Origin of the sequence: Alteromonas sp. K632G, assembly GCF_017653625.1 — a bacterium.
Lineage (GTDB): Bacteria > Pseudomonadota > Gammaproteobacteria > Enterobacterales > Alteromonadaceae > Alteromonas > Alteromonas naphthalenivorans.
In genome coordinates this window covers 94,290-120,237 of record NZ_JAGGDM010000019.1, presented here as the reverse complement: position 1 = coordinate 120,237, position 25,948 = coordinate 94,290, and the positions used below count along the sequence as shown (strand labels likewise).

The following is a 25,948-nucleotide window of genomic DNA, read 5'->3' as shown; positions in this document are numbered from 1 at the left end:
GAAGCGTAGAGCTAAATCCGGAGAATAAAAAAGAAGCAGCTTAACAGCTCAGGCGACAACTACCTTGAAAAACGCCGATTTTGTTCACCAACAAATCGGTGATTGAAATGAGAACAAGACGAATTAACTCCATATACCACCCTCCGTGACAGACGGATTTAAGGTTTGTTTAAGGCGTTTCAAATTAAGGTACAACAGATAAAAGTAAATTAGATGTCGGTAAGATAAGATAATAGGCTGGTAATTGGTTCTGAAAAATTGTTCGTGATTGTGTAAACCTCCCCCAAACTTGAAAAATTAATCAAATTCTTTGTCAACTTGATATTGCAGCGACTAACCTTCTTACCAAAGATTGGTATCTCATTGTGCAGATAGTTTCACAATGAGTCTACTGCCCCTAGAGATGGAAAGTCATTCCGTGAAGGTCCGCTCAAGACACAGAGCGGACTGTCGAATAAAGCCGAATTCTATTCATAAGGCATAGGAAGAGTTGTGAGCTACTACAATTTATCTTGTGGTTATCACGCTATTTTGTCGTATCCGCTCACCTACTCAATATATGATTTAATAAAAATTACGCTGAGGTTTATGTAGCTGTTCGATTAACGAGATTACGGGTTCAGCAATCCCTGGCTCTGGAATATTGTCTCTCGTATAAGCGACCAGCAATCGCTTCTGATCGTTAGGTTTTAAACTTGCGAAGTTAACACCTATTTCAACTTCAAATGATTTTAAAATGACAATTTCATATAGTGCAAATACCGCTTCTTCTAGCGGATTTTTAGTCTGCTCAAAATCAAACGTTAGCTGTTCATTCTTTTCTTTCATAATTTTCCTCTTTTAAGTTGGTTTCTCAACTACGTAGTAACTAGCAATGGAAAATCATTCTCTCTTTTTACAAAAAAGTATTACGCAGAAAATAAGAATAGCTAAATCATTAATAGCATTAAATTTCCCCAACGCGGAGCTAGGTAACATTGAGGTCAAGAAAATAGGAGATGACTAATATGTACACAAGACACGAGCAGTACGACTGGGCGAATGAATATATTGTTCTATTAGAGTCAGCGGAGGAACTTATTGTTTTACATCGAAATGTTATGCGTAATGAAGAGTTTGTTCTTTTAATCGGAATAAGCTCGAGTTCTGATGGAGTAAACAAGAACGAATATTTACTAGATTTTAGTGAGTATGAGAAGTTGCTCAGGCATGAACTTAAAATTCGTAGTTATCACAAGAGGCAAGACAATTATAAGCTCTTTCACGCTTTCTTCGGGCAAACAATGACTGAGTTCTTCAAGAGTATTGTGTCGTTCTGACATCTTCAGCGAAACTTTTAAGCCAGCTTTATGCTGGCTTTTTTATGCCTGGCCTAGCTAGGTAAAAAGACTTATTCCGCCACCAAAGCTCAAATAATAGGCAACTTTTTTTTAATTAGGGCGCAAATAAGATGCTTTTTTATTTTTTTTTGAAAATCTTGTTCATTTCTCGTTAAGCTAATGAAATACATACTAGAAAACACGCAAATAGAGTGTTTTTTATGCTTTTTGTAGATCGTGTCCAACTGTCATTAAGTAAATGAAAATCATACGAGAAGACTCTCAAATAGGAAAACTGGCTGACGTTTTCATTTTTCTCGAAAATTTGCAATACGCTGTTTTTTAGATAGAAAATATATCTAGAATTTATTAAACACCCCAAATATCTAGAGAGTTTTCATGCAAAAAAGTGATGTTTTTTCTGCACTACTTTACGAATTCAAAACACCTCACGTTCCAGCGCTTGAGCTTGGCGGTCGCCTGACTGGATTAGGACAAAGACAGTTCAAGACGAAGCTGAAGAAGAACGAATTTGCCCCCAGCTTTCAAAACCTCTTTCACCAGGATAGTGTAAGTCTTGATGAATTGGCCGAAGTTATTTTGCAAAGAAGAAGTGAGCATTCTTATGAGTAATAAAATATCAACAAGCCAACTCGCGTTTGAGCTATCTGTACAATTTGGTGCAATCGTCAATATACAAGACCTATCTCATTTTTTCGGCTTCAAAGCGAAATTAGATAAAGAATACATCGATGCGCTCAAACAGAGAGGTTTGAAGATTTTTAAGCTCGCTGACTCGAATAAAGCTCCACACTTAGTGCTGATGCACGATTTTCTAGAATTTATAAAAAGCCAATCGGATGAGCAATGAGAACTATGTCTGCGACTCACTTTTCAAATGATAAAAAAAGGGAAATTTTAACAAACGCGTTGATAAGGCAATTCGGGACATGTCTTATCCCTCTGGAGGCGTTATCGCTTGAGCTTTTTAGTGATAGCTGTGTTGTATCCGCAATCGGCTACACAAAAGCGCTCACGAATGAGTCTTTTAAGGCCTTCACCTTCTATGACTCAGCAAGTGCACCTAAATTTGTACTAGCGAATGACCTTTCTAAATATTTACTGCGGCCTGCTGACTTTTAATACTAAAAGTAAAAAGTTAATCACAATAAATAAAGTCATGATGCTAAAAAATAGGATCAAACGCCATTGAAAAAATGATCTATTCAGTGCTAGTTGGTACACAGAAAATCTTAAAGCTAACGATATAAGAGCTTTCTAGTTACCACTTCCACTTGCTCGCTTCTAAGACTTCGAAAATGTTCGAAAGTTACTATTAATTAAACTACCTCATCAGCTCTCTCTTTTGTCCTCTGAGTAGAGCCTAGGGAAAGAATGACTTTTACCGCTGACAACAGCTTTTCAATAATGTCTTATCTTCTCACAAAAAATTACTTAAATTAATATTATCGGGAACTTTGATACTTTTCATTGTTATCGTGTAAAACTTGTCTTCGCTCTTACTATAAATTACAGGTATTACTTTATCTGCTTTTATCGTATATTTTTTTTCTATTGATGAAGAAGGTGAAGAAAGTGTTGCTGAAGTATATTCAGTATCTAAAGTAATATCATAATTATTGATTGCAACAAGAAAGAACAAGTAAAGCTCATATTTTTCTTTTTTCGCCTCAGATATCGGCACTGTTAACCCACCTTTCTTAAAAGTGTGTAATTCAAAATATGAATCACTTATATCAAAACTGAGACTGACCGAACTTGAAGAAGAGCCATCTATCACACCAATAATAGACTGATAAGAGACTTTTCCTTGCCTCTGGGTTTGTCTGGCTATCTTAAAATTAAACGGCTGAAGGTTTAGCCTATTATAGATAAATTTATAAATCTCTGAATCTGCATCGTAGCGAAGATTATTTACTGTGTAAGAACTACCTATAAGCATTATAGGGGGTATAAGCTCCTTTGCTTTTTGTACTTTACGAGCCTGAAACTCATTTGTTGATTCGTACTCTCCTTTATCAACCAGGGTGTTGACCTGAACAGCCAGCCTTAATAGTTCATCTCCTTGGACTAGATCAGCTTTTCTAAGTAAGCCTTGTACTTCACTAAAATACCTGTCTGAATTTGCGTTATAGAGTTCAGCTAGTTTTTCACTCGTGCATGACTTATATATTTGAGAGTTATAGACATTTGAAAATTTATATTCTTTTGGATGCTCGAACGCTATATCAATCCCGAATTCGCGGTACGTGCTTACACATTCAAGAATTGCCGTACATGTGAATCGTGGGTTCCATTTTTCAAGAGCATAATCAAAGTATTTCATTCTACTTGGAGGGAAACCAAGGGCCGAACAATCCTCTCTCTCCTGCTCAGTATAAACTGGCATTTCTCTTATAGATTGTTGTTGAGGAACGGTTTGAACTATACAACCGCTTATGCCAAAAAACAAAGTCGCGAATGTTAAAGCCTTCTTTTTTAGCATTATCTGAGCTTCCTGCCTAAATAGTTAACTATATTTGGATAAACCTACACTATGAAAATAATATAAGCTACTTAATCTAGAAATTACTAGCGCAAAATTTGGTTACACCTTGCTAACTTAGTATTATGAAAATAGTGCTACGGATAAACTAAATTATATTTTAGCTTTCGCAGTTGCCTTTTCACTAAATAATCTGAACTAACAATATTGCGAAAACGAAAAACGGGCACAAAGTGCCCGTAAATCGTTTCGATTTATTCATCCTCCATGTAGCGTAAAAGAACAGTCGCAGACAGCGCGAAAAAAAGCGATCCTACAACGCAAACACAGTGGTAATAAAAATAATCATTAAACTCTAAGTCAGCCTCTGCAATTGATTTCCATCGAAGCGCCACAGAAATACATTCGTGTGCCCATGGAAATAGTGTGAATGCGAGAAATATATAACCTAGTTTCATACAACTATTCGCACACCGGATTAGTGTGTTAAACATACTTTCTTTTTTGATCTTCATAGTGCTCTCCGTTTTAGTCCTAAAATTATTTAGGCTCATAGAGGGGAAACTATGAAGCTCACAAGTGAGCAGTGCAGATTTTGAAATATGCTTCGATGCAAACTAGCAATTGCAGCATTTCTCAGTATATTGATGTATTAGTCCTCTAACGGGGGGACCAAATAGGGGAATTGGGGTAAAGACCTTTAGATAAACGCTATATAAAACAACACTCGAGATGATTCAACCAGCCCAATCGAGCATTGGGGCAATGGAGAACTTACGATTTAGTGGAGCGAAAGACAAGAAGTCACCTCAATATTATATAGATAAGTAGCGTTTGCTTGTTTTAGAGACTAATACTTAGTCTATAAACATTTCGCTGAATCCCGTTATTTTACTACTGTAATGGTAAAGGTTAAAGCTGTTCGGTCATATCAGCAGCAAGCTTTATCGCCAAAGTAAAAAACACATTTAAAACTAATGTGTTATTTCAAATCGCACCTTTACACGCTATGGTAGAGAAAAGAATAAAAAGCATCCTATTTTTCTATTTAATGGGCTTATTTACTAAGCCCAGTTCAGAGGTTTGATGTGAACGCAGTTATGTTTATGCCCAAGGGAGATTTTTTGCATGGCAAATAAACCATCTAAAAATGTGGAAGCCGAACCCGACGATTCGCAAGCGGGTAACGAGCTTACTCAGTTAAGAGAGATACTTTTTGGTCAAACTAATCGAGCATTCAAGGCAGATTTGGCCAGCTTAGAATCTCGCATAAATGACAACTTTGCTACGTTGAATAATCAGCTAGAAGTTCAGTTTAACGACATTAGAAAGCTCATCGATAACCAAGTTCAAGATTTGTCACATCGACTTGAAGGGGCGAATAGCTCGAACAGTAATGTTCAAAATCAGCTTCAAGCCACCACTGATAAACTGCAATCAGAACTTGAAATAGCCGAAACCTCTGCCAAGAATGATAACGATGCCCTAGAAGCACATGTGGTCAAAGAACTAGATTCCTTAGAGAATGTATTTAGTAAACGTCATCAAGAGCTACTCGAGCGTCTGCAGCAGGTTACAAGTGAACTATCAGAAACGAAAACTGATAGAAAGACGCTGGCGAACTTGCTTTCCACCATGGCTTCGAACTTAGCAACTGACCAGTAGCTGTAAATGGAAGACAACGAGCTTTCTCCTGAATCGAAGGATAATTCTCTTGATCAAATCAGAGCATTAATACTTGGCCAGGATGACAAATATGTTCAAGAAATAGTAAAACGCAATGCCAAAGAAGTGGTAGGCGGTATTGTTTCTGAAGCATTACACGAAAGGGAAAGCAAAGACGGCTCGGTGAATAAAGTGCTGGTGCCGCTGGTTGAAAAGTCACTGCATCGTTCAATTGAAGCAAACAGCGATAAAATCGTAGGCACGTTATACCCCCTTGTCGGCACCTTGGTTCGTAAAGCAGTATCGTCATTCTTAGTCGATTTCGTAGAAAGAACCAACGCACTTATCGAAAACAGCCTTAGCCCTAAAAGTGTTTCGTGGCGTTTTAAAGCGTGGCAATCTGGTATTAGATATTCTGATTACGTCGCATCTCAAGTCTATCAATACCAAGTTCAGCAGCTTTTTGTCATTCATCGAGAAACCGGTACGCTGCTGCATACTATTTCCTCTGATCCTGAGCGTAGTAAAGACGCTGATCTTATTTCATCAATGCTGGTTGCCATTAATGATTTTGTTGCTGATGCATTTCAGTCGCAAGAGAATGAAGCCGAAAACGAATTAGGTGAAATCAAAACCGGTGATTTCACACTGCTTATAAAAATAGGGCCGCAGGCCATTTTAGTTGCCGCAGTTGTTGGCAGTGTTCCGCCAGATATTAGAAGTCGATTGCAGCAAGCACTAGAAGAATTCCATCAGTTTTATCAGGTTCCATTGCAAGAGTATCAAGGCGACAGCGCGCCTTTTGCGGGTTGTGAAACCTTACTGAACGACTGTTTAATTAGCGCGAAGAAAGGTGAAGCGAAAGGTAAGAAAAAAAGACTTATTGGTGGTGTTGTTATCGGCATCGTACTGCTGCTTTTAGCTTATCTTGCATTTTTACGAATAGATTTATCGATACTACAAAGCATGATAAGAGATTTACCTCCTCCAGCTGGTATAGTGCTTACTGACACAGCCGTAAAAGATGGCAAGGTGCAAGTGCGCGTACTACGCGATCCTCATATGCAATCATCCCTTGCGTGGTTAGAAAGCCAAGAAATCAACACCAGCAAAGTGACTATTTACGAAGAGCCCTTTGTGTCGCTGCAAAAAAATGTCGTTATCGACAAAGTATCATCCTTGATGGCAACAACGAATAACGCTCTCACCGCCATTTATAGTGAAAATGATGTATTGTTTCTGAGCGGTGAGATGACGATTGATGCATTACGTTCATTCACACGTGATCTTCGAGCAATACCTGGTATTTCTCAGTTAAAACCTGATCTTTCTGGTATTGATATTGTCGATGGGGTACGTGCAAATACAGAAGAACTTAATACTGCGGTTATAAATGACCTTGTGGCAAGAATTTCTTCAACACATTTACCGTTTGCAATTGCACAAGAGAACCTAGATTCTGAGCAATTAGAAGTAATAGAACAATTAGGTCAAGAGTTGTTCCAGTTGCAGCTACTCGCGAAGCAGCTTAATCTGTCAGTTGCGGTCTTTATTTTGGGTGCAAGTGATAATTCAGGTAGCTCTGCACGCAATCTTGCCTTAAGCAAATTAAGAGCTAACAACGTGAAAGAAGCGCTGCTACCCATGAAGGTTGACCCTAGCATTCTTTTTCCAATAGGGCTTGGCCAGTTATCTTTAAGTGAGGGTTCAATGGGACGAACTGTATTTATGAATGTTTTGCTATCTGACTCGCAGACTTCAGAGGTCGACGCACAGTGATTCAAAAAAAGGTATGCATCTTAGGCCCTACCGGTGTTGGTAAAACGAGCCTTGTTAAACAGTTCGTCGAAAGTATTTTCTCTGAAAAATATAAAACGACAATCGGTGTTAAAATCGATAAAAAACAAGTTAACAAAGATGGCCGAGGTGTGCAGTTGCTACTGTGGGATCTTGAAGGTATTGATAGATATTGCGGGTTCAACCCACGCTATTTGCGAGGCGCAAGTGCCTATATCATCGTGGTCGATCAAACTCGCTCTCAGTCATTATTAGAAGGTATAGAAATCCTCGAGATGGCTAGGGAACACTACCCTGATATTCCGGCTTTCTTCGTGGTCAATAAAACCGACCTCCCTTCAAGCTGGCACTGGAGCGAAGAAGAGCTTGATTCCTATGCGAAGAAGTTTACATCACTGACTAAAACCAGTGCGAAGACAGGCGAAAATGTTGAAGAACTCTTCAGTACAATTGCGTTTTGGTAGGAGTTACATATGGATATACATCTTCTTAATGCGCTAGGGATTACAGACTGCGCTATATTTAAGAGTACAACGAGCCTTCTGTGTCTTACACCTGATGTTTCGTGGCTTCATAAAATCGTCTCTCTGGACGATGACGATAAGATTAGGCCAGATGCATTCTCTTCCATTTTTCTAAACGATTTTATGACTGACGCCAATGAGATTTGGCGAAGTGACAACATTAATACCCTATCTTCAGGTTTTTGGACTGAAGAAAACAAGAATCAAGTACTCCGTTTAGAAGCCCTCGCGATTAATAGCGGCAAAGGCGAACACTTCTTAGTGATAAAGAATGTAGAAAGCCAATACGAAGAAAAGCAAAAAACACTTCAAGCCGCCAGAGAGCTACTTTTAAGCCATCACGAAATTGTAGGTCAGCACGAATACATACGTCAGCGTCTAGATAAAACACTCCTTAAAAACAAAAATTACGAAAAGTTAGTTCCCCCCATAAAACAAGCTATCTACCACTTAGAAACTGGCGTTGTTATTTTAGATAAAAACCGTGAAACTGTACTAGATAATAAGTCCGCTCGACTGCTCCTTTCCTGTAGCCGAGCAAGTAACAGTTCTGACAGGCTTGAACACCTGCTTGAAGATGTCAGCGTGCCAGACACCTTCCTTCCAACGCTCATTGAAAAGCGTGCAGCATGGCAAGGGGAGCTCTATTGGCAGCCCTCGGAAAATTATGAAGTATGGTTACAGGTAACCATTCACCCCGTTATTCAAGATAGTGAACTCACCCACTGGGTATATCTTCTCACCGATATCAGTCACATTCGAAATAAAGAAGAAAGCGTACTCTCTGCTACGGGCATGGACTCATTGACCAAAATTGCAAACCGTAATTTTTTCAATAGCTATGTTCAGAAGTTGGTTCAAGAGGACGTTAAATTTGCTCTGTTTATTATAGATATACGAGAGTTTAAGAAGATTAACGAAAAGCTTGGTTATCATTCAGGGGATGAAATACTCAAGTCTTTTGCATCAAGATTGCAAGGTTTTGTTGGCAATAGTGGGTTTATCGCCAGAATGGGAAGCAACGAATTTTCCATAGTAAAACGCACCGATACCTTCAGTGGCGTCAACACTTTAGATTATGCGCAGGATATGAAGAAGAAGTTGGTGAACACCTATACTTCGCTGCATGGCGCTGAATCAAACCTTGGGATTAATATTGGCATCGCCGGTTATCCTCAACACGGAGAGCAAGGGAATATACTTTTGCGTCATGCAGATATCGCCCTCCAAATTGCGAAGTTTCAAGGTAAAAACGTTATTCTTGAATATAGTGAAATGCTGCAACGCCAACATAAGAGTATGTCTGAGTTGGAAAGCAAACTTCGCACTGCCATTCAAAACAATCAATTAGCGCTTTTCTTACAACCTATCGTTGATTTACAAACCGGTAAAATTGTTAAATGTGAAGCATTAGCGCGCTGGAAGACAGAAGACGGAAGCTACATCCCACCGGATGTTTTTATTCCACTTGCAGAACGTACAGAGCTAATATTCCCATTAGGTGAATGGTTGGTAGAAGAAGCTTGTAATGCTATTGATAAGCTTACAGAGGCTAATTTAGACATTCGCTTAGCGATTAATATCTCAGGCCGACAAGTCACCGATCTTGTGCTGCTTCATCAAATACAATCGTCTTTAAAGCGCCGAGCCATCGACCCAAGACATTTATCGATAGAACTCACCGAGAGTGTGTTCATAGACAGTTTAGATACGGTGTCTGTGTTGCTGAACGAACTTAGAGCCATGGGTATTACTATATCAATTGATGACTTTGGAACGGGGTTTAGCTCTTTGGTTTACCTTAAAAAACTGCCTATTGATGAACTCAAAATAGACCGTTCGTTTGTGAGCGATTTAGAAGAAAATACTGACGATCAGGCTATTATTCAAGCTATCTTGGGCTTGGCCAAAAATTTAAATATTAGCATTATCGCTGAGGGTGTTGAGACGCAAGAGCAGCAGACGTTTTTGGTAGACAACGCCTGTACTTATGCCCAAGGTTATTACTTTGACAGACCTATGTCGATTAGTGACTTCGTAGAAAAACTGCGTTAGAAAACTGCGTATAAGATTTGGTCAGGCAGCTAACTAACGCATTTTATAAGGTACGCTGGCACTTAAATTAGGCCTAAATGCCCAGCGTGAAACTCTAAGTGGTCTTCAATAAACGACGCGATAAAGAAGTAACTATGATCGTATCCTTCATGCATATTCAGCGTTAATTGCGTATCTGATTGCTGAGCGGCTTGCACCAGTGCCAGTGGTTTTAATTGCTCAGACAGAAACTCATCGCTATTACCCTGCTCAACCAATAATGGAATGGCGTGGTTCTTACTAGCAATAATCTTTGCAGCATCATATTCATCCCATGCTGATTGCTCATCTCCTAAATACTGACTCAATGCTTTTTGGCCCCATGGGCAATCAGAAGGGTTCGACACTGGACTAAAAGCAGAAACAGATACATAGCGATTTGGATTACGTAAACCAGCAACAAGTGCGCCATGTCCACCCATTGAGTGACCGCTAATTGCGCGCTCCTTTGTCACGGGGAAATGTTGTTCAACAACGCTAGGCAACTCTTCGGTGACATAGCTATACATCTGATAATGCGCTTTCCATGGCGTTTGTGTGGCATCAACATAAAAGCCAGCTCCCAGCCCAAAATCATATGCGCCGTTTTCGTCATCAGGAACACCTTCACCTCGCGGGCTGGTATCTGGCGCAACAATTGCCATTCCAAGTTCTGCGGCTAACTTCATCGCCCCCGCTTTTTGCATAAAGTTTTGGTCGTTACAGGTAAGCCCTGAAAGCCAGTATAAAACTGGTACTGGTTTCTCAGCGGAGGCAAACGGTGGTAGGTAGATTGCAAATGTCATACTGCAATTGGTGCTCTTTGCATCGTGACTGTAGCGTAAATGCCTACCGCCAAACGCACGATTTTCACTAATAAGCTCCATAATGACTCCTGTACACTAATAAATTTAGAAAAATAACCACTTTGCTGTAGCAAACAGTAAAGGGTCTATCGGATTTTAAATCAAGTTCGTTTACACTAAGTGCCTAATTTTTGAGGTAAGTACGATGATAAGAGGCCTAATGCATCACCTGATTGGCACCATTTCAGTGATTTTTTATTTTTTAAATACGGTTTTATGGGCAACGCCCATCATTATTTTGTCTTTTTTCAAACTTATACCGCTTGCGCCTTGGAGACGATTTATATCGTATATCTTGGACGCGTGCGCAACCGCATGGATTACGATTAACAATCTTAATCAGCGAGTGAGTAGTAGAACAAAGTGGGATGTTACCGGCCTTGATCAACTTACCCGCAATGACTGGTACTTAGTCATTGCCAACCATCAATCTTGGGTCGATATCTTAGTTTTACAACGCGTATTCAACCGTAAAATCCCATTTTTAAAGTTCTTTCTTAAAAAAGAACTGATTTACGTCCCTATCTTAGGCCTAACCTGGTGGGCCCTTGATTTTCCTTTTATGCGTCGATACTCAAAATCTTTCTTGGCCAAGCACCCGCATTTAAAAGGTAAAGACATGGAAACTACCCGCAAAGCATGCGAAAAGTTTCAAACCAAGCCGGTAAGTATCATGAATTTTGTGGAAGGCACCCGCTTTACCCAAGAAAAACATGACCGACAGAACTCACCATTTAGCCACCTGCTTAAGCCTAAAGCGGGCGGCGTAGCGTTTGTTCTTTCTGCCATGGGGTCTCAGTTACACAAGCTCATTGACGTAACGATTGATTACCCTAGCGGCGTTCCCTCATTTTGGGATTTCGTCAGCGGCAAAGTACGTGATATTCGCGTGAGTATTAAAGTAACCCCCATCACGGATATTACCGAAAATGGCTACTTTAATGATAATTACTTTGACGACCCGCAGGTAAGAAGCCAATTTCAGCGTTGGTTAAATAGCCGCTGGCAAGATAAAAACGACCAATTAGAATCGATTAACGCAACTCAGAAGCCACTATGATCCGTACCTTGTTTTCCCCTGTAACTTTCGTTGTTCACACTGCGCTTCAAATAGCTAACCTTGCGCTGTGGGGAGGGCTGATCATCTTGTTCGGCGTGGTTAAACTAATACTCCCTTCAGGTAAAGTTACCGAGGCGTGGAATAGCGTCATGCACGCTTGCTTGTTTAGTTTTGGCCGCGTTAGCGTATTGCTTATTCGCCTCTTCAATAACGTAAACATTGAGTGTTCGGTTCATGGCGAATTGTCGAAAGATAGATGGTATTTAATTATCGCCAATCATCTTAGTTACCTTGATATTGTGTTACTAATTGAATTTGCCACTCATCGCATACCGGCTCCAAAATTCTTTCTTAAAAAAGAGTTAATTTGGCTTCCATTTGTAGGGCTAGGAGCTTGGGCCTTAGATATGCCGTTTATGCACAGATACACCAAGGCCTACTTAGAAAAGTACCCTGAGAAAAAGGGTAAAGATCTAGAGACAACACGAGCATCATGTGAAAAATTTCGTACGGTGCCCACCACTGTTATTAATTTTGTTGAAGGCACCCGCTTTACCACACAAAAACACCATCAGAAACGAAGCCCTTATAAAACCTTACTTCCACCTAAAGCGGGGGGCGTATCTTTTACATTGGCTGCAATGGGTGAATTATTTACTAATGTGCTCGATATTTCATTGTTGTATCCAGACAATAAGCGCCATCCAATGATGGCCATGCTAAGTGGTACTATGACCAAAATCATAATCGATGTTAATGTGATGCCTGTGCCCGCGCTTCAGCAACACTCTACGTTGAGTGAACCTGAGTTTCGCACCACTTTTCAAGATTGGCTAAATGCCATGTGGAAAAATAAAGATAGCCGTATCAAACGTCTTTTGGAGTCGTAATTGTGGAAGTAAGCTCAACTGTACGTGATAACTTCATGCATCTAGTGAAGGATTTTTTTCCATCACTGACCATGCACGACCCGCTATATAATGCGCTAGCGTTAGGCACCATATTGACGATAGCGATTGTTATTTACGTCTTTGCAAGATTGATTGTTCGCCCTGAAATAGCAAGATGGGTATCAAAAACCACCAACATTTGGGATAACGCATTGCAAGAGCATGGCTTCTTCCGCCGCCTGATGCACTTATTCCCAGCCCTTTTTATATTTCTTGCCACTCCTGTACTTATTGAAGAAGCTTCAGTGCTGTATGGCTTATTAATAAAAAGTGCGTTGTTGTACATGCTCTACAGTGGGCTTTTGGGTATTTACGCCATTTTGAGTACGGTGGAAGATGTTTACAACGCCTCTGCGCTGTCTAAACGTGCACCTATTACTGGCTTTATTCAAGTCACCAAACTCGGTTTTGCCATTCTTACCATTTTGTTCAGCATCTCGTTAATTGTTGATAAAAGCCCCTTACTCTTGGTGTCTGGCTTAACCGCTATTGCCGCAGTTCTGTTACTCATTTTTCGCGATACCATATTAGGTTTTGTGGCAGGTATTCAAATTGCTGCTAACCGCATGTTTAACACTGGTGATTGGATCACCATGCAGAAATACGAAGTAGATGGTGAAATTAAAGAAATAGGTTTAACCAACGTAAAAGTGCAGAACTGGGATAAAACCATTTCAACGCTGCCTACCTACAATTTGACCACCGAAGCGGTTAAAAACTGGCGAGGCATGCAAGAATCTGGTGGACGCAGGATAAAGCGCTCTGTGTATATCGATGTTCATTCTATTAAATTATGTGACAACGAGATGTTAGAGCGCTTCTCTAAAATTCGTTATATCAGCGAGTATATCGAGAAGAAAACTAATGAACTGCGCGCTTACCACAGAGACTATTCTATAGATGAGTCTGATTTATTAAATAGCCGCAAGCTAACCAACATCGGTACCTTCAGAGCTTATCTAGAATCCTATCTGCGCAAACACCCAAGTGTGAACCAAGAAATGACCTTGATGGTGCGCCAACTGCCCCCTAACGAAATTGGCCTGCCGCTAGAGCTATATTGTTTTAGCATTGAAAAAGATTGGGTGAAATATGAAAAGGTTCAAGCGGATATTTTTGACCATGTAATGGCCATGCTATCTTTGTTTGACCTAGTTGCATACCAGCGTGATGGCCACTTGGGGTATTTATCCAGTGCCATGGAAATAAGCCAAAGCGAACAAGACTAGCGCTTGCTGTGACGACAAATTATAGATGCTAGACATAAAAAAACCGGCCTAAGCCGGTTTTTTTATGAAAATCATTACTTAAGCCAACGCATAACCCATTAGCAAGCAAACCACTAACCCAGACACACCGAAGAAACCATACTCGATTTTTTCCTGCATGCCTTTTGCGCCAGTTTCAGCTGTCATGAAACCCATTACGATGCTGCTAAGCCCCAGAGTGAAGGCAATTAGCGCAACACCAAATACAATTGCGTTAATCCAATCAGTCATTCTCTAAACCCTTTAATTTTTCTGACGTTATTATGCATGAAATCAATCTAGATGAACATGCCTCAAAAAGCATTAAATACGAGTAATGTGCTCTTTTTCTTACCACTTTGATCTTAGTCAAAAATGCCAAATAGTTAAGCTAATTGCTAAATTATGGTGAATAGTTAGTGCCACCGCCTATCTGAATAATCATAAGACACTGAAATTAAAAGAATTATTGAAATGGCACTGAGGTTGCAACACTTAGGTTACAACACCTAGGTTACAACTGAGCTTGTAATAGCAGGTTATAAAAACAGCGTGAGCGCATTGCGCTAAACGGTCTTCGCGACAGCATCATGGTTAATAGGATTTCAGAAAATGAAAATTAAACAATTATTTCCACTTGCCTTAGTAACTTCATCTTTACTTAGCGTGCCAGCGTTTGCTTTTGAGACTAGCTGCGATATCGAATTGGATGGCCATCTTCAATATTACCAAGGCCTAATTACTGTCGACATGCAAAATGGTTCTACCATGTCGATAGATGACACCTACCATTTAGTGATTAACGGTGAGAGTGTGTCGTTGAACAACGAACAGCAACAATGGGTCAATACCTATTACGACCGTATCGATACTGCTATCCCCATGACCCTTAATATCGCAAGTGAAGGGTTAGAGATTGCGAGTGTTGCCGTTTCTGAAGTATTTGGTGAACTGCTTGGCGGCGACAATGAACTTACTGAAGACTTTGATACGATGTTTACATCGCTTAACGAAAAGTTGGCAACGTCTTTTTATGATGACAATGGCAATATCAAAGTGGATACAGCTAAGTTTGACGAGCCAGGCTTTTTCGACGAAAGCTGGGAAGACGAATTTGAAGCGCAATTCGAGTCGCTCATAACTGAATCAATGGGCCGTATTTTGATTGCTGTGGGCACCCAAATGCTATGGAACGGCGGCGATATGGAAGCCTTCGAGGAAAAAATGGAACGCTTTGGTGAGACTATTGAACACCGTGTTGAATCACAGGCCGCAGCACTTGAAGAAAAAGGCGATGCCCTGTGTGAAGTGTTGCAAGAAGCTAATTATGCCGAAAACAAAATGCAAGCCAGCATTCCTGGGTTAGGTGGCTTAGACTTAATCGATATGCGCAGTGGCGAAATGAAAATGTAATTGTGGTTCTATTGGTGTAATGACTTCCCAAACTGCATTCAAACCACATTTAATTTACGTTTAATAACCTTACAACGCTAGCTTTCCCGCTAGCGTTTTTTGTTTTTGACTAATGCCATTCTAATCGATTTTCTCCCTTATCAATTAGCACATCGCGCTTTGCATCTTATTCCCAGATAAGGTGTACCTAACAACCAGCATTTGTGTGCTCGCATTTACCCCATAGACCAATCCGTTTTGCGCCTTACCGCGTATTTTTGATACTTTTACTCTCACGCCCCATCATCATCTAAGAAGACGTTATGAATAATAAGCTAGTTATCTGCGGTTACGGTTGGCTTGGTCGCTACTTGGGCAAAGCCATGTCAGCTACCCATACTATTATTGCCACCACACGAAGCAAAGAAAAAGCGTTGAAGATAAGCGACAAGCACATTAAAGGCTTGGTTTTTAATTTGGGTGACGACACTATCACGCTATGTGATGAACTTAGCGATGCAACACTGGTACTAAACATTCCACCTGGCCGTCGTAATACCCAGTTAGATGATTTCACCGATAACATGCTTACCCTTATTGATAATGCAGTGGCGGCTAGAGTAGCCCGTATTATTTTCATTAGTACCACCTCGGTATACGGCGATAATAGAACTGATGTGTTAAATGAACACGCCAGCACTCAACCTGAAACCGCATCGGCAAAAGCGCATGTAGCCATAGAGCAGCACTTGTTAGATTTAAAAACGAATGACAAGGTAGACGTTAAGATAGTTCGCCTTGCTGGGTTAACCGGCCCAGATCGTCATCCGGTAAATTCGTTAAGTGGCAGAAGCCTGAATGCGGGCAATAAACGAATTAACTTAGTGCATGTTAATGATGTTGTTGCCGCGTTAAAGACACTGATTTTCGCAGATAGTAGTAAGAACAACTCTAGCAAAACCGATAGCACAGATTTATATCATCTGTGTAGTTTGCAGCATCCCAAAAGAGGCGATTACTATACCCAGGCGGCACAGAAAAAAGGGATTGCTGCTCCCACATTTAGTGACTCAGATTTAGCCCCCACGGGCAAGGTGATTGATGCAAAAGCGAGTTGGGCTTTACTGGGAATACTTCCCGACTATGCCAACCCTGATGACATGATTTAGTGAGATAGAATGTTGTAACACGATGACGTTACACGCATAGGATAATAAACAGATAAGGCGCTCATATTTGAGCGCCTTATTATTAATATACGTTTTACTTCAACTTGCCTAGTGCAACTACCAATCGAGAACAACGACTAGCTGAGAACAACCACTAGCCAAACAGGCTGAAGCCGAAGTATTTAACCGCCACGGTATTGATGAAAATAACTAACAAGATGGCAGGGATAAACGTTTTAAGCGATACATCGACATACTTTTCAAACCATCCACCACGATAGCCCGAACTCCCCTCTTCAAGGGATGCATTGAAGTTTGCACTTTTCCAACGATAGATAACGAAGATACAAATCAAGAAGCCGTTTAATGGCAAAATGGTCTCGTAAAATACGTCAATAATAACGTCGAACAGCGACTTATCTACACCTGCATAGCTGGCGAACTGCGTAAGTGCATCAACTTTACCAAATGACAAAGTACACAGTACCGCTAGCACAAGCATCACGCTACCAAGTGATGCTAATGCCCACTTTCTGCTTACCCCTTTCTCGTCCATTAGCGCCGCTACTGGCACTTCAAAAATAGACACTAAAGACGTGATGGCAGCAAAGAACACTAATAAGAAGAACAGGCTTGCCACGATAGACGCCCCCACATACCCAATAGAGCTTTGCAGCGCTAAAAATATATTAGGTAGATAGGTGAAAATCATACTCACCGATGACTCACTAAGTTCATCAGGATTAATATCAGGGTTGAATGAGAATATCGCAGGCAGAATCATTAAGCCTGCCGTGAAGGCCACTGCGGTATCTGTTATTGCCACTAGTTTTGCCGACGTAGGTACATCCGCTCTCTTGTCGATATAACTGCCGTAGGTAATCAAAATCCCCATACCTAGCGAGAGGGAGAAAAACGCTTGTGCGAGCGCACCATTCACCACACTTGCTGTCAGCTTTGAGAAGTCAGGAATGATATAAAACTTCACCCCTGCCATAGCATTCTCGCGGGTGAGTACGAACACCACTAAGCCAATTAGCATAACAAAAAGGGCTGGCATCAGCAGCTTAGCTGCTTTTTCAATCCCCTCTTTAACACCGCCTTGCAGAATGAGATAAACCACACCAACAACCACGGCCATATAAGCGAAAATAGACGACGAATTAATAAATAACCCAAAGGTATCTGGGTTAGCTAAGGTGTCTAAATTACCGCTAACGGTTTCAAAAAGATAACCGAAAATCCACACCGTAATCACCATGTAGAACACGGCAATCATAAATGGCGTAGCAATGGCTAACCAACCGGCGATTTTCCACTTTGCTGAATTGCCACTGATTGCGCTGTACGCGCCAAGTGGATCCTTTTTGGCATGACGCCCCACTGACATTTCCGCTAACATCACAGGTAAGCAAATAGCGAATACAAAAATGGCATACATTAATAAGAATGCACCACCGCCATTTTTTGCCGCGCCAACAGGAAAGCCCACTAGGTTACCAATACCTACTGCCGACCCTGCCGCTGCTAGAATAAAACCTATGCGCGATCCGAACTGTTCTCTGGCCCCGCTCATATCCCTTCCTCTTGTTGAGTTTATTTTTATGTTTTCTGGGATGGCGATAACTTATGATTATTTCATCGTGCTAATGGCGTCGACTACGTCGTATTGCTCGCCTTTTTTAAGCGAGTCAAAACACTGCACCATTCCCTAAAATGCATGGTAACAGCAGTGTAATAAAAAGTCTTGATATTGGGCTTACAGAAAGCGGCAATTGGCGTATCACCAAGTTACCACTTTACCGTCCCAGTCAATGAAGTGACAGCTTTCGTCATAGTTTGAATTGCGATAAGCGCTTAGTGTCGACAAGTGAGTAAGCAGTTGATTAGCGGTAAATTCCGGTGTGAACAGTTTTTTTGCTTTTACGTTTTTCTGAAACGGCGCTGATAAACCAGTATCGACAGTACCTGGGTGATAACACACTAAAAGTGGTTCTTTAAGCCGCCGTGTGTATTCTACCGCGGCTGTTTTTACCAACATATTAAGCGCGGCTTTTGAAGCTCGGTATCCATACCAGCCCCCCAGTTTGTTATCAGAAATGCTGCCCACCCGCGCACTAATACAGACAATTAACGGGTTTTCTTTCACCATCACAGTCACTAAGTACTTCATCCATAAAGCAGGCAGCGTACTGTTGACGGCAAAGTAAGTTGCTAACGCTTTTTCACTTATGTCTTCAAGCCGTTTTTCTGGGCGAAGCCCCAGCGTTTCATTGTGAAGTACGCCGGTCGCGACAATCGCTAACTTCACTCGTGTACCTTGCGCTTGAAGGTCTTTAACAAACGCCTCTATACTGCGTTCATTGTGTTCCGGCAAGCTAATCGCCGTCACATTATCAGTCCAAGTGGCGTCTTTATAACCACTGCGGCTAAGCGCGATTACCTTATTGGGATTCTCACCTTCATCCGGCTCAGCGCTTGCCAATAGATGAACCAGTGCCTTCCCTATTCCGCCCGACGCCCCTATCACGAGAGACACCGTATTAGCGCTTTGCTCAGCCGTATTTTGCTCAGTTTTGGGGTTATCTGCCACTGTCGCCACCTTTGCCTTTTGTGCTTTCGATATTCTTAATATGTTCCGCCCCAGCGGTGCTTTTAGTAAGCGCAGCATTCGCATCACTGGGTGATTCTTGCTGAATGTCACCAGGTACACATCGGTCACAAGTACGCTTTTTACCGGTCAATAAATACGAAATGGTATAACGGTGTTTAGCGAATTTGAGGTAACACCAATCGGCAATAATACGAATACCAGGCCAGCGCAGGGGGGCGTATAGCCAACCTACACCTACAGCTTTCCACGCCTGATGGGTTACATCTAGTCCGGTAATAAGTGTGCCATCGGGTAATAACCCGTGAATTCTAGCATTGAGTGCATGCCAATCTAATTCAGGGTACTGCGCAGCAAACTCTTGTGTTTGAATATCAACAAGGGTTAATGCACCTTGCTTATCCCGTTTTTGTAAATGGCGCATTTCTGTTTTGCACAACGGGCAGTAGCCATCGTAAAAAATTATCAATGTAGTCACCTCTGACTTGGCGGTAGCTTTCTGTGTGTTCTGTCTTTCTGTGTTCTGCACTCTCTATGTTCTGGTCTTTCTATGTTCTGGTCTTTTTATTTATTATGCTTTTATACGCTAAAAAAATGCACTTGGATGACTTGAGTTTAACCGCGCTCACACCCACACTGATGTCATACGTTTTTTCTGAGGTAACACAATGGCAAATTTACAAGTAGCCACCCTAGCTGGCGGGTGTTTTTGGTGTATAGAGTCAGCATTTAATACTGTTGAAGGTGTTGAAAAGGCAGTATCTGGGTATGCAGGCGGCGAAGATGCCTCACCAACCTATGAATCGGTTTGTGGTGGCGGTACTGGTCACGCTGAAGTGGTTCAGGTGACTTATGATGCAGATAACATCAGTTATCGAGAGGTATTAGAGATTTTCTTTGCACTGCACGATCCTACGCAATTGAACCGTCAAGGTAATGATGTGGGCACACAATACCGTAGTGCGGTTTTCTATCATGACGATGCGCAAAAAGACGCTGCAGAAGCCATAATAAAAGAAATCACTACGGAAGAGATTTGGCCTGATCCGGTTGTCACCGAAGTTGTGCCAATTGATAACTACCATCAGGCTGAAGACTACCATCAGGATTACTTTAAAAATAATCCGCAGAACCAATACTGTTCTATGGTAGTCGCACCCAAACTAGCGAAGTTTAAAAAGACATTTGCTTCACGTCTACGTAAGCAAGCATAAAAAGCCTTAATTAAGGCTTGAAGACCCTAACAAAAAAATGCGGTTGCAGCGTAATATCTGCAACCGCATTTTTTATCTCTGTAAATAGCCAGTGCTTTGAATCTCTGGGTTTTTGCCGTTTATTGCTTCTGAAACATAGCGATTTAGAAACCCGGGTTTCTGAAACAGAATATTGTTAAAGCCTAGAGCTACTGAAACCATGCGTCATTTAAAGGCACTGAGAACAACAAAGGTGCCATGGCTTCGTAACGTGGTGTCTCTGCTTCACATTTGATGTTCTTCAAGTAGTTTACTTTCCACGGATCGTTTATTAGCCACAAAGTATCTTCTACCACAACCAGTCCTTCAATTGAGGCGTTATCCATTACATATTCGCCACACTCATTATCTGCACTCACATTAAACTGCATGGAGATACGCTTCGTTTCTACCTTACCAGCAACATCAATAACCCAAACCTCGTTATCATTTCGGGCTGCGGCCAATAAAAAACGATTACCGCTATCAGCAGCATTATAAAGTGCTAAGCCATTTATGGGGTGGCTACCCGTTTCAAACATAGGTAACGACAAATCAGGTTCATCTACCACAGCGAAATCCGCACTTTGCCAAAAGTCATCCGCTATGTTTAACGAGAAAATTCGCGGCTGCCCCGCTTTATCTTTTTCTAGGCCTAAGTATAAGGTGCCATCTTTTGCCATGGCCATGCCCTCAATACCGTCGTTAGGGAAGTTACCCACTTCAAATTCAGTAGGAAACTGCAAAGGACGAACATAGGTCATTGTCACAGTGTTGTCTTCATCACGCTCTAAACGAACCAATAAGGTGGGATAATCGGTAGAGCCCGTATTTTGATATTTCTTTTCACAGCGGGTAGAGAGTGTGCCTGTGCGGGTAGCATCTTCGGTTACAGTGTAAATCACATTCGGATTACGAGGATCGCTAGCAAGCGCTTCTAAATCTGGCGCATTGGTTAAATAGTCACTAAAACAACTTCGGCGCACGCGTGTAGCTAGCTTAAATGCATTGCTTGATGTGGTCAGTGTCGCCGTGTCTTTATCAATAAAGTGCAGTTTTCTTTGCTGCTCGAACGCGGCACTACCATCTGCAATGGTGACTAATTGACCATTAATTTCAATTAGCCCCGAGGTTTGAGGGTCTTGTATTACGTCGCTGGTGTCGGTTGATATCCAGCGCCCAACAGAGGTTAAAACTGAACTGGTTGTGGCACTAGGCGCTTCTTCGTCAAATGCGGCATCTTTGTTATCGCTGCAGCCTGCCACAACACCACTTAACGCTACGACAATAAACGCGGCAACCGGCCAATTATTCAACATGTTTTTCATTTCCTTCAACGTTAAGATGCCCCTATCACTCACGCCTAGCAAAACCTGCAAGCACCAGCACGCTTATAAAAAACCGCTAGCAACAAATCAGCCCGACAACGTGTTCACAGCCTATAATTCTATTGGCTACCCCATCTACGATACCGCCTGCACTTTGACCTACATTTTGACCTACATCGTAAATAGTCAGACAAAGGCAAATTTATGGGCGAAAACCGTCACGAGTAAAGCCCATTAGGGTAAAAAATGTAAGCGAGTATATCTACCATACCGTTTAAAGCCAAAAAAGAGTAAGGTACATTTTTCTTCTTGTTGCTTTTGGTAGGAGCATATTATTTCTGAGCAGTATATTCCTGCGGTGATTGCGGGCCCAATCGTTAGGCGAGTCACACAAAGTGCGTGTCATGTTTGGTTGGTAACACCTGAAGCTAATGCGCCAGCATTTGCACTAACACAGCATGGTGCAACGCTTAAAGCAGAGGTGACAGGCACCTGCGTACAAGTCGGTAAGCACGCCTTCATTCATTTATTATCTGCCACTGTTGATGAAAGCTTTACCGCCAATGTACCCATTTACTACCAACTCACCTTTACAGCGACTGAATGCCAAGAAAAGTGGCAACAAGAGCAAGCAGACTTACTTTATGCTAATCAAACTGCATTAAGCTTTTGCTGGACAAATAAACCAGAAACCCTATTGCATGGCTCATGTCGAAAGCCTCATTTTGATGGTGATGATGCCCTTGCTCAAGTTGATAATCTACTCGATAGCGCTATTACATCAAACAGCCCTCGCCCTGATGTGCTTATGATGACAGGCGATCAGGTATACACCGATGATGTAGCCGGCCCTACTTTGCAAGCCATTCACCAAGTCATTGCATTACTTGGGCTTTTTGAAGAGCCCCTTGATGGCGCGGTATTAGACAACTCGTCAGAGCTCCCTACTCACCCTCATGGTTTTTATGAACGTGAGCAGTTACTACCACAAACACAAACGAATACCGCTCTTTCATCACTCTTCTTTGGTGCCAAAAGAAAACCTATTTTCACCTCGGTGAATGCGCAAAATCACTTAATAAGCTGCGCCGAAGTAATGGCCATGTATTTCTTAGTGTGGTCGCCTGCCCTGTGGCGCAATGTGACTTTTCAAGTAAATGACATAGCCACGCAACACAAAGACACCTTTGAAAAAGAACAAAATGCCATTGAAGGATTTGTGAAAACGTTGCCCAAAGTCCGCCGTGCACTGGCGCATATTCCCGTTTACATGATTTTTGACGATCACGATGTTACCGACGACTGGAACTTAACCCGCGGTTGGGAACAAGAAGTTTATGGACACCCTTTTTCTAAACGTATGATTGGTAACGCCCTAACCGGTTACCTACTTTGCCAAGGATGGGGCAATGCGCCGCAAAAATGCACGCCGTTAATGGCTAAAGCCAGTGAAACCTTTACCGAAAATGGCATGGTCAAGCAAGATGAACTCATTGACCAATTGTTAGACTTTGAACATTGGAATTACCGCTTAGACACCACGCCCCCTATTGAGGTACTCGATACCCGAACGCGACGTTGGCGCTCTGAATCGAGTATGAAAAAGCCGTCAGGCTTGATGGACTGGGAAGCCTTATGCGACTTTCAGCATAACATTATTGGAAAGGAAGCGGTGATAGTGGTGTCGGCCGCCCCTATTTACGGGGTGAAGTTTATTGAAGCCATCCAAAAGACTTTCACCTTCTTTGGCAAAGCACTTACTGTGGATGCCGAGAACTGGATGGCGCACAAAGGCACGGCGAATGTTATGTTGAATATTTTTCGACATTACAAAACGCCCCCTGAATTTATTATTCTGTCAGGTGATGTTCACTACTCGTTTGTATACGATGTACGATTACGTTTTCAGCGTAATAGCCCTCACATTACCCAATTTACCTGTAGCGGATTAAAGAATGCGTTTCCCGAAGGCTTAATTCGCTGGTTAGATAGGCTTAACCGTGTTTTCTACGGGCCAAAATCTGTGCTTAACGTGTTCACAAGGCGCAGAAATATGTCGGTTACCGCCAGAGAACCATCATCAGGATACGGTGAGCTCTATAACGGCTGCGCCATCGGTATATTACAAATTTCACAAAATAGTACAGTTGTTGGCTGCAAAGCTTTGTTGAGCAACGGTAAAGAGGTAGAATTCCCGCCCATAAAAGATGATTAGTGTGTACGGAAAGAGGTTTTCATGAGTGATAATGCCCTGTCGATTGGCTTATTCTACGGTTCAACAACCTGTTATACGGAAATGGCAGCGGAAAAAATTCAGGCACAATTAAATAGCTTGTTCGATGAAAACATTGTAGATGTTCACAACATTAAAGATGTGAGCTTAGGCAGGACCGCCGACTACGACGTCATTATCTTTGGCATTTCTACCTGGGACTTTGGTGAACTGCAAGAAGACTGGGAATCTCATTGGGAAGAAGCTCACCAGCTTAATTTGGAAGGTAAAACCGTAGCCTTGTATGGCATGGGCGACCAACTTGGTTACGCTGATTGGTTTCAAGATGCCTTGGGTATGCTGCACGATGCTATCGCCCCTTCCAACTGCACTATCATTGGTTATTGGCCCAATGAGGGTTATGAGTTCACAGCGTCTAAAGCGTTAACTGAAGACAAGTCACACTTTTTAGGGCTCTCACTAGACGACGAAAACCAGTACGACAAATCAGAAGAACGTATTGCTGCATGGTGTGAACAACTGCTTATATCGTTAGCGGGTTAGCTGTGACCCAAGGGCGCATACATCAAGACTTCTATCGCAATGGACCTAGCCATAGGGATGGTGCCGATGTCACTTTTCAAGATATTCGCAAACTGTTTAATTTTTCGAGTATCACCATTGGAAAATGGGTAACGGCTGATGAACAACAAATAGCGGCTAACCTTTTCTTCGACGCCTTGTATGATCTGGCCACCATTTTAAACGTTAACGAACAAGTGCTGTCCTTAAACGGCACATTGTCGTTAGCCTTTGGTAGTGGCGGTCAAAAAGGCGCTAGCGCCCATTATAATAGTGCACGAAGACAGCTCGCACTGGCTAAGAATGCCGGTGCAGGCGCATTAGCTCATGAGTGGTTTCATGCGTTTGATCATTATATTGCGCCCAAAATGTTTGCCGACGTGGGCCCTGGTAGCTTCGCTTCGCAAGCTTGGCTAGATAATGTTCCACTAAATCCCCATCCGCTCAATGAAAAACTGAGTAATTGCTTCTCTTCGTTGTTTTTAGACAACAATAATCGGCCTAACGATTATTTTGTACGATCTGTAGAGGCGGATCGCGCATTAAAAATCTATTACTATGCGATGCCCCAAGAAATGGCCGCCAGAGCCTTTGAGGCCTGCGTTCAAGACCATACGATCAAAAACGCATTCTTAGTTCAAGGAACAAAAAGATCAACAGAGGCTAGACTTGGCATTTATCCTCATGGTAATTTGCGTATAGCGCTCAATGAGTCGTTGATGTTGTATTTTTACCAATTAGGCGTCGCCATTTCCCACAAACAATCATAAGTTTGTTGTTTTACGATGGAAACTGAGCAATTTTTCAGCAACAAGTGTTAACGAGCACGCTGTTTTGTACAAAACCCTGTTTATTTTTGTTACAGGCAGTATACTAATGTGCTCGAACGTAACAGAAAAAAGAAGACGAGATGAAAAGAAAAAAGCATACCTCGGCCGAAGACGAGGCTCAGATTGATATGACCCCCATGTTGGACATCGTGTTCATCATGTTGATTTTCTTCATCGTAACGACCTCGTTCGTGAAAGAAAAAGGGTTAGATACAAACCGCCCAGAAGACAATCAGTCTAAAAATGATCAGCCTTCTAAAGCCCTATCTATTCGTATAGCTGCTGATGGCACTATCATGATGGGTGGCCGTGAAGTTGATATCCGCCGTGTTGTTGCAAACACGCAAACTTATTTAGCGGAAAACAACACTGATTCAGCAGCTATCCAAGCTGATGAAGATACTGAACACGGTACAGTGGTAGAAGTAATGAACCAGGTTAAAGTAGCTGGTATCGCTAAAGTGTCGGTACTGGTTAAGAAAGGCTAGTTCTTTCGAAAGTTTTAAAAAGCCGCCTCTAGGGCGGCTTTTTCGTATCTATCCCTATACGAAAGTATCTCTTGTGGTAATGCGCACATTTTGTTCT

Annotated in this window: 24 protein-coding genes and 1 pseudogene; 17 read left to right on the top strand and 8 right to left on the bottom strand. The window is 41.8% G+C overall.

What is annotated here, in order from left to right:
- Window positions 1-564: 564 nt before the first annotated feature.
- Window positions 565-828, bottom strand: a complete 264-nt coding sequence (locus J5X92_RS17340) for a hypothetical protein (RefSeq protein WP_208806192.1) — start codon at window positions 826-828, stop codon at window positions 565-567.
- Window positions 829-1,007: 179 nt separating this feature from the next.
- Here J5X92_RS17340 and J5X92_RS17335 point away from each other — a divergent pair, with 179 nt between their 5' ends.
- From J5X92_RS17335 to J5X92_RS17325, 3 genes are all read left to right on the top strand, one after another.
- Window positions 1,008-1,319, top strand: coding sequence for a hypothetical protein (locus J5X92_RS17335; RefSeq protein WP_208806191.1), 312 nt, complete (start codon window positions 1,008-1,010; stop codon window positions 1,317-1,319).
- Window positions 1,320-1,718: 399 nt separating this feature from the next.
- Window positions 1,719-1,952, top strand: a complete 234-nt coding sequence (locus J5X92_RS17330) for a hypothetical protein (RefSeq protein WP_208806190.1) — start codon at window positions 1,719-1,721, stop codon at window positions 1,950-1,952.
- Window positions 1,945-2,190 carry a hypothetical protein gene (locus tag J5X92_RS17325; protein ID WP_208806189.1) on the top strand — a complete coding sequence of 82 codons (246 nt, stop codon included), beginning with the start codon at window positions 1,945-1,947 and terminating at the stop codon, window positions 2,188-2,190. The genes J5X92_RS17330 and J5X92_RS17325 overlap by 8 nt, the downstream gene beginning before the upstream one ends.
- A 570-nt stretch (window positions 2,191-2,760) precedes the next feature.
- On the opposite strand, the gene J5X92_RS17315 is transcribed toward J5X92_RS17325, so the two are convergent.
- Entirely contained in the window at window positions 2,761-3,825 is a 1,065-nt protein-coding gene (locus tag J5X92_RS17315; protein WP_208806187.1) for a hypothetical protein, read from the bottom strand.
- Window positions 3,826-4,953: 1,128 nt separating this feature from the next.
- Here J5X92_RS17315 and J5X92_RS17310 point away from each other — a divergent pair.
- Genes J5X92_RS17310 through J5X92_RS17295 form a run of 4 tightly spaced genes read left to right on the top strand, consistent with a single transcriptional unit; the run spans window position 4,954 to window position 9,866 of the window.
- On the top strand, window positions 4,954-5,490 hold the full coding sequence (locus J5X92_RS17310) for a hypothetical protein (protein WP_013782641.1): 537 nt from the start codon (window positions 4,954-4,956) through the stop codon (window positions 5,488-5,490).
- A gap of 6 nt (window positions 5,491-5,496) precedes the next feature.
- Entirely contained in the window at window positions 5,497-7,269 is a 1,773-nt protein-coding gene (locus tag J5X92_RS17305; protein WP_126872814.1) for an OmpA family protein, read from the top strand.
- The gene (locus tag J5X92_RS17300) at window positions 7,266-7,751 is read left to right on the top strand and encodes a Rab family GTPase (RefSeq protein WP_126872815.1); all 486 of its coding nucleotides are present in this window, start codon (window positions 7,266-7,268) and stop codon (window positions 7,749-7,751) included. The genes J5X92_RS17305 and J5X92_RS17300 overlap by 4 nt, the downstream gene beginning before the upstream one ends.
- Window positions 7,752-7,760: 9 nt before the next feature.
- A complete protein-coding gene (locus J5X92_RS17295; protein ID WP_208806186.1) occupies window positions 7,761-9,866 on the top strand; it encodes a bifunctional diguanylate cyclase/phosphodiesterase in 2,106 nt (701 codons plus the stop codon).
- 62 nt (window positions 9,867-9,928) lie between these two features.
- On the opposite strand, the gene fghA is transcribed toward J5X92_RS17295, so the two are convergent.
- Window positions 9,929-10,771, bottom strand: coding sequence for an S-formylglutathione hydrolase (gene fghA / locus J5X92_RS17290; protein ID WP_208806185.1), 843 nt, complete (start codon window positions 10,769-10,771; stop codon window positions 9,929-9,931).
- 124 nt (window positions 10,772-10,895) lie between these two features.
- Between fghA and J5X92_RS17285 the strand changes: the two genes are divergently transcribed.
- From J5X92_RS17285 to J5X92_RS17275, 3 genes are read left to right on the top strand one after another with little or no spacing between them, the layout of a single operon-like run.
- A complete protein-coding gene (locus J5X92_RS17285; RefSeq protein WP_208806184.1) occupies window positions 10,896-11,810 on the top strand; it encodes an acyltransferase in 915 nt (304 codons plus the stop codon).
- Window positions 11,807-12,700: an acyltransferase gene (locus J5X92_RS17280; protein ID WP_208806183.1), complete on the top strand. Its 894-nt coding sequence runs from the start codon at window positions 11,807-11,809 to the stop codon at window positions 12,698-12,700. The genes J5X92_RS17285 and J5X92_RS17280 overlap by 4 nt, the downstream gene beginning before the upstream one ends.
- Before the next feature lie 2 nt (window positions 12,701-12,702).
- The gene (locus tag J5X92_RS17275) at window positions 12,703-13,989 is read left to right on the top strand and encodes a mechanosensitive ion channel domain-containing protein (protein WP_208806182.1); all 1,287 of its coding nucleotides are present in this window, start codon (window positions 12,703-12,705) and stop codon (window positions 13,987-13,989) included.
- A gap of 78 nt (window positions 13,990-14,067) precedes the next feature.
- Here J5X92_RS17275 and J5X92_RS17270 read toward each other — a convergent pair whose 3' ends face one another.
- On the bottom strand, window positions 14,068-14,259 hold the full coding sequence (locus J5X92_RS17270) for a hypothetical protein (RefSeq protein WP_013782633.1): 192 nt from the start codon (window positions 14,257-14,259) through the stop codon (window positions 14,068-14,070).
- A 360-nt stretch (window positions 14,260-14,619) separates the two neighbouring features.
- Here J5X92_RS17270 and J5X92_RS17265 point away from each other — a divergent pair, with 360 nt between their 5' ends.
- Both J5X92_RS17265 and J5X92_RS17260 read left to right on the top strand, forming a co-directional pair.
- The gene (locus J5X92_RS17265; RefSeq protein WP_208806181.1) at window positions 14,620-15,420 is read left to right on the top strand and encodes a DUF2884 family protein; all 801 of its coding nucleotides are present in this window, start codon (window positions 14,620-14,622) and stop codon (window positions 15,418-15,420) included.
- A 302-nt stretch (window positions 15,421-15,722) separates the two neighbouring features.
- On the top strand, window positions 15,723-16,568 hold the full coding sequence (locus J5X92_RS17260; RefSeq protein WP_208806180.1) for an NAD-dependent epimerase/dehydratase family protein: 846 nt from the start codon (window positions 15,723-15,725) through the stop codon (window positions 16,566-16,568).
- 154 nt (window positions 16,569-16,722) lie between these two features.
- On the opposite strand, the gene J5X92_RS17255 is transcribed toward J5X92_RS17260, so the two are convergent.
- From J5X92_RS17255 to J5X92_RS17245, 3 genes and pseudogenes are all read right to left on the bottom strand, one after another.
- Window positions 16,723-18,144 carry a sodium-dependent transporter gene (locus J5X92_RS17255; RefSeq protein ID WP_013782630.1) on the bottom strand — a complete coding sequence of 474 codons (1,422 nt, stop codon included), beginning with the start codon at window positions 18,142-18,144 and terminating at the stop codon, window positions 16,723-16,725.
- A 207-nt stretch (window positions 18,145-18,351) separates the two neighbouring features.
- Window positions 18,352-19,161: an SDR family NAD(P)-dependent oxidoreductase gene (locus tag J5X92_RS17250; RefSeq protein ID WP_208806179.1), complete on the bottom strand. Its 810-nt coding sequence runs from the start codon at window positions 19,159-19,161 to the stop codon at window positions 18,352-18,354.
- 94 nt (window positions 19,162-19,255) lie between these two features.
- Window positions 19,256-19,648, bottom strand: a pseudogene (locus J5X92_RS17245) (DUF393 domain-containing protein); the annotation flags it as partial.
- 199 nt (window positions 19,649-19,847) lie between these two features.
- On the opposite strand from J5X92_RS17245, the gene msrA reads away from it, so the two are divergent.
- Window positions 19,848-20,393: a peptide-methionine (S)-S-oxide reductase MsrA gene (msrA, locus tag J5X92_RS17240; protein ID WP_126872826.1), complete on the top strand. Its 546-nt coding sequence runs from the start codon at window positions 19,848-19,850 to the stop codon at window positions 20,391-20,393.
- A gap of 188 nt (window positions 20,394-20,581) precedes the next feature.
- Here msrA and J5X92_RS17235 read toward each other — a convergent pair whose 3' ends face one another.
- A complete protein-coding gene (locus J5X92_RS17235; protein WP_126872827.1) occupies window positions 20,582-21,730 on the bottom strand; it encodes a hypothetical protein in 1,149 nt (382 codons plus the stop codon).
- Between the two features lie 367 nt (window positions 21,731-22,097).
- On the opposite strand from J5X92_RS17235, the gene J5X92_RS17230 reads away from it, so the two are divergent.
- The 4 genes from J5X92_RS17230 to J5X92_RS17215 all read left to right on the top strand — a co-directional run bounded on the left by J5X92_RS17230 (window position 22,098) and on the right by J5X92_RS17215 (window position 25,851).
- Window positions 22,098-23,954 (top strand): peptide methionine sulfoxide reductase, encoded by a 1,857-nt coding sequence (locus tag J5X92_RS17230; protein WP_013782624.1) that lies wholly within the window; start codon window positions 22,098-22,100, stop codon window positions 23,952-23,954.
- A gap of 21 nt (window positions 23,955-23,975) precedes the next feature.
- Window positions 23,976-24,515 carry a flavodoxin FldB gene (gene fldB / locus J5X92_RS17225; RefSeq protein ID WP_013782623.1) on the top strand — a complete coding sequence of 180 codons (540 nt, stop codon included), beginning with the start codon at window positions 23,976-23,978 and terminating at the stop codon, window positions 24,513-24,515.
- A 2-nt stretch (window positions 24,516-24,517) separates the two neighbouring features.
- Window positions 24,518-25,303 carry a CLCA_X family protein gene (locus tag J5X92_RS17220; protein ID WP_126872828.1) on the top strand — a complete coding sequence of 262 codons (786 nt, stop codon included), beginning with the start codon at window positions 24,518-24,520 and terminating at the stop codon, window positions 25,301-25,303.
- 140 nt (window positions 25,304-25,443) lie between these two features.
- Window positions 25,444-25,851: a biopolymer transporter ExbD gene (locus tag J5X92_RS17215; RefSeq protein WP_057789357.1), complete on the top strand. Its 408-nt coding sequence runs from the start codon at window positions 25,444-25,446 to the stop codon at window positions 25,849-25,851.
- Window positions 25,852-25,948 lie beyond the last annotated feature (97 nt).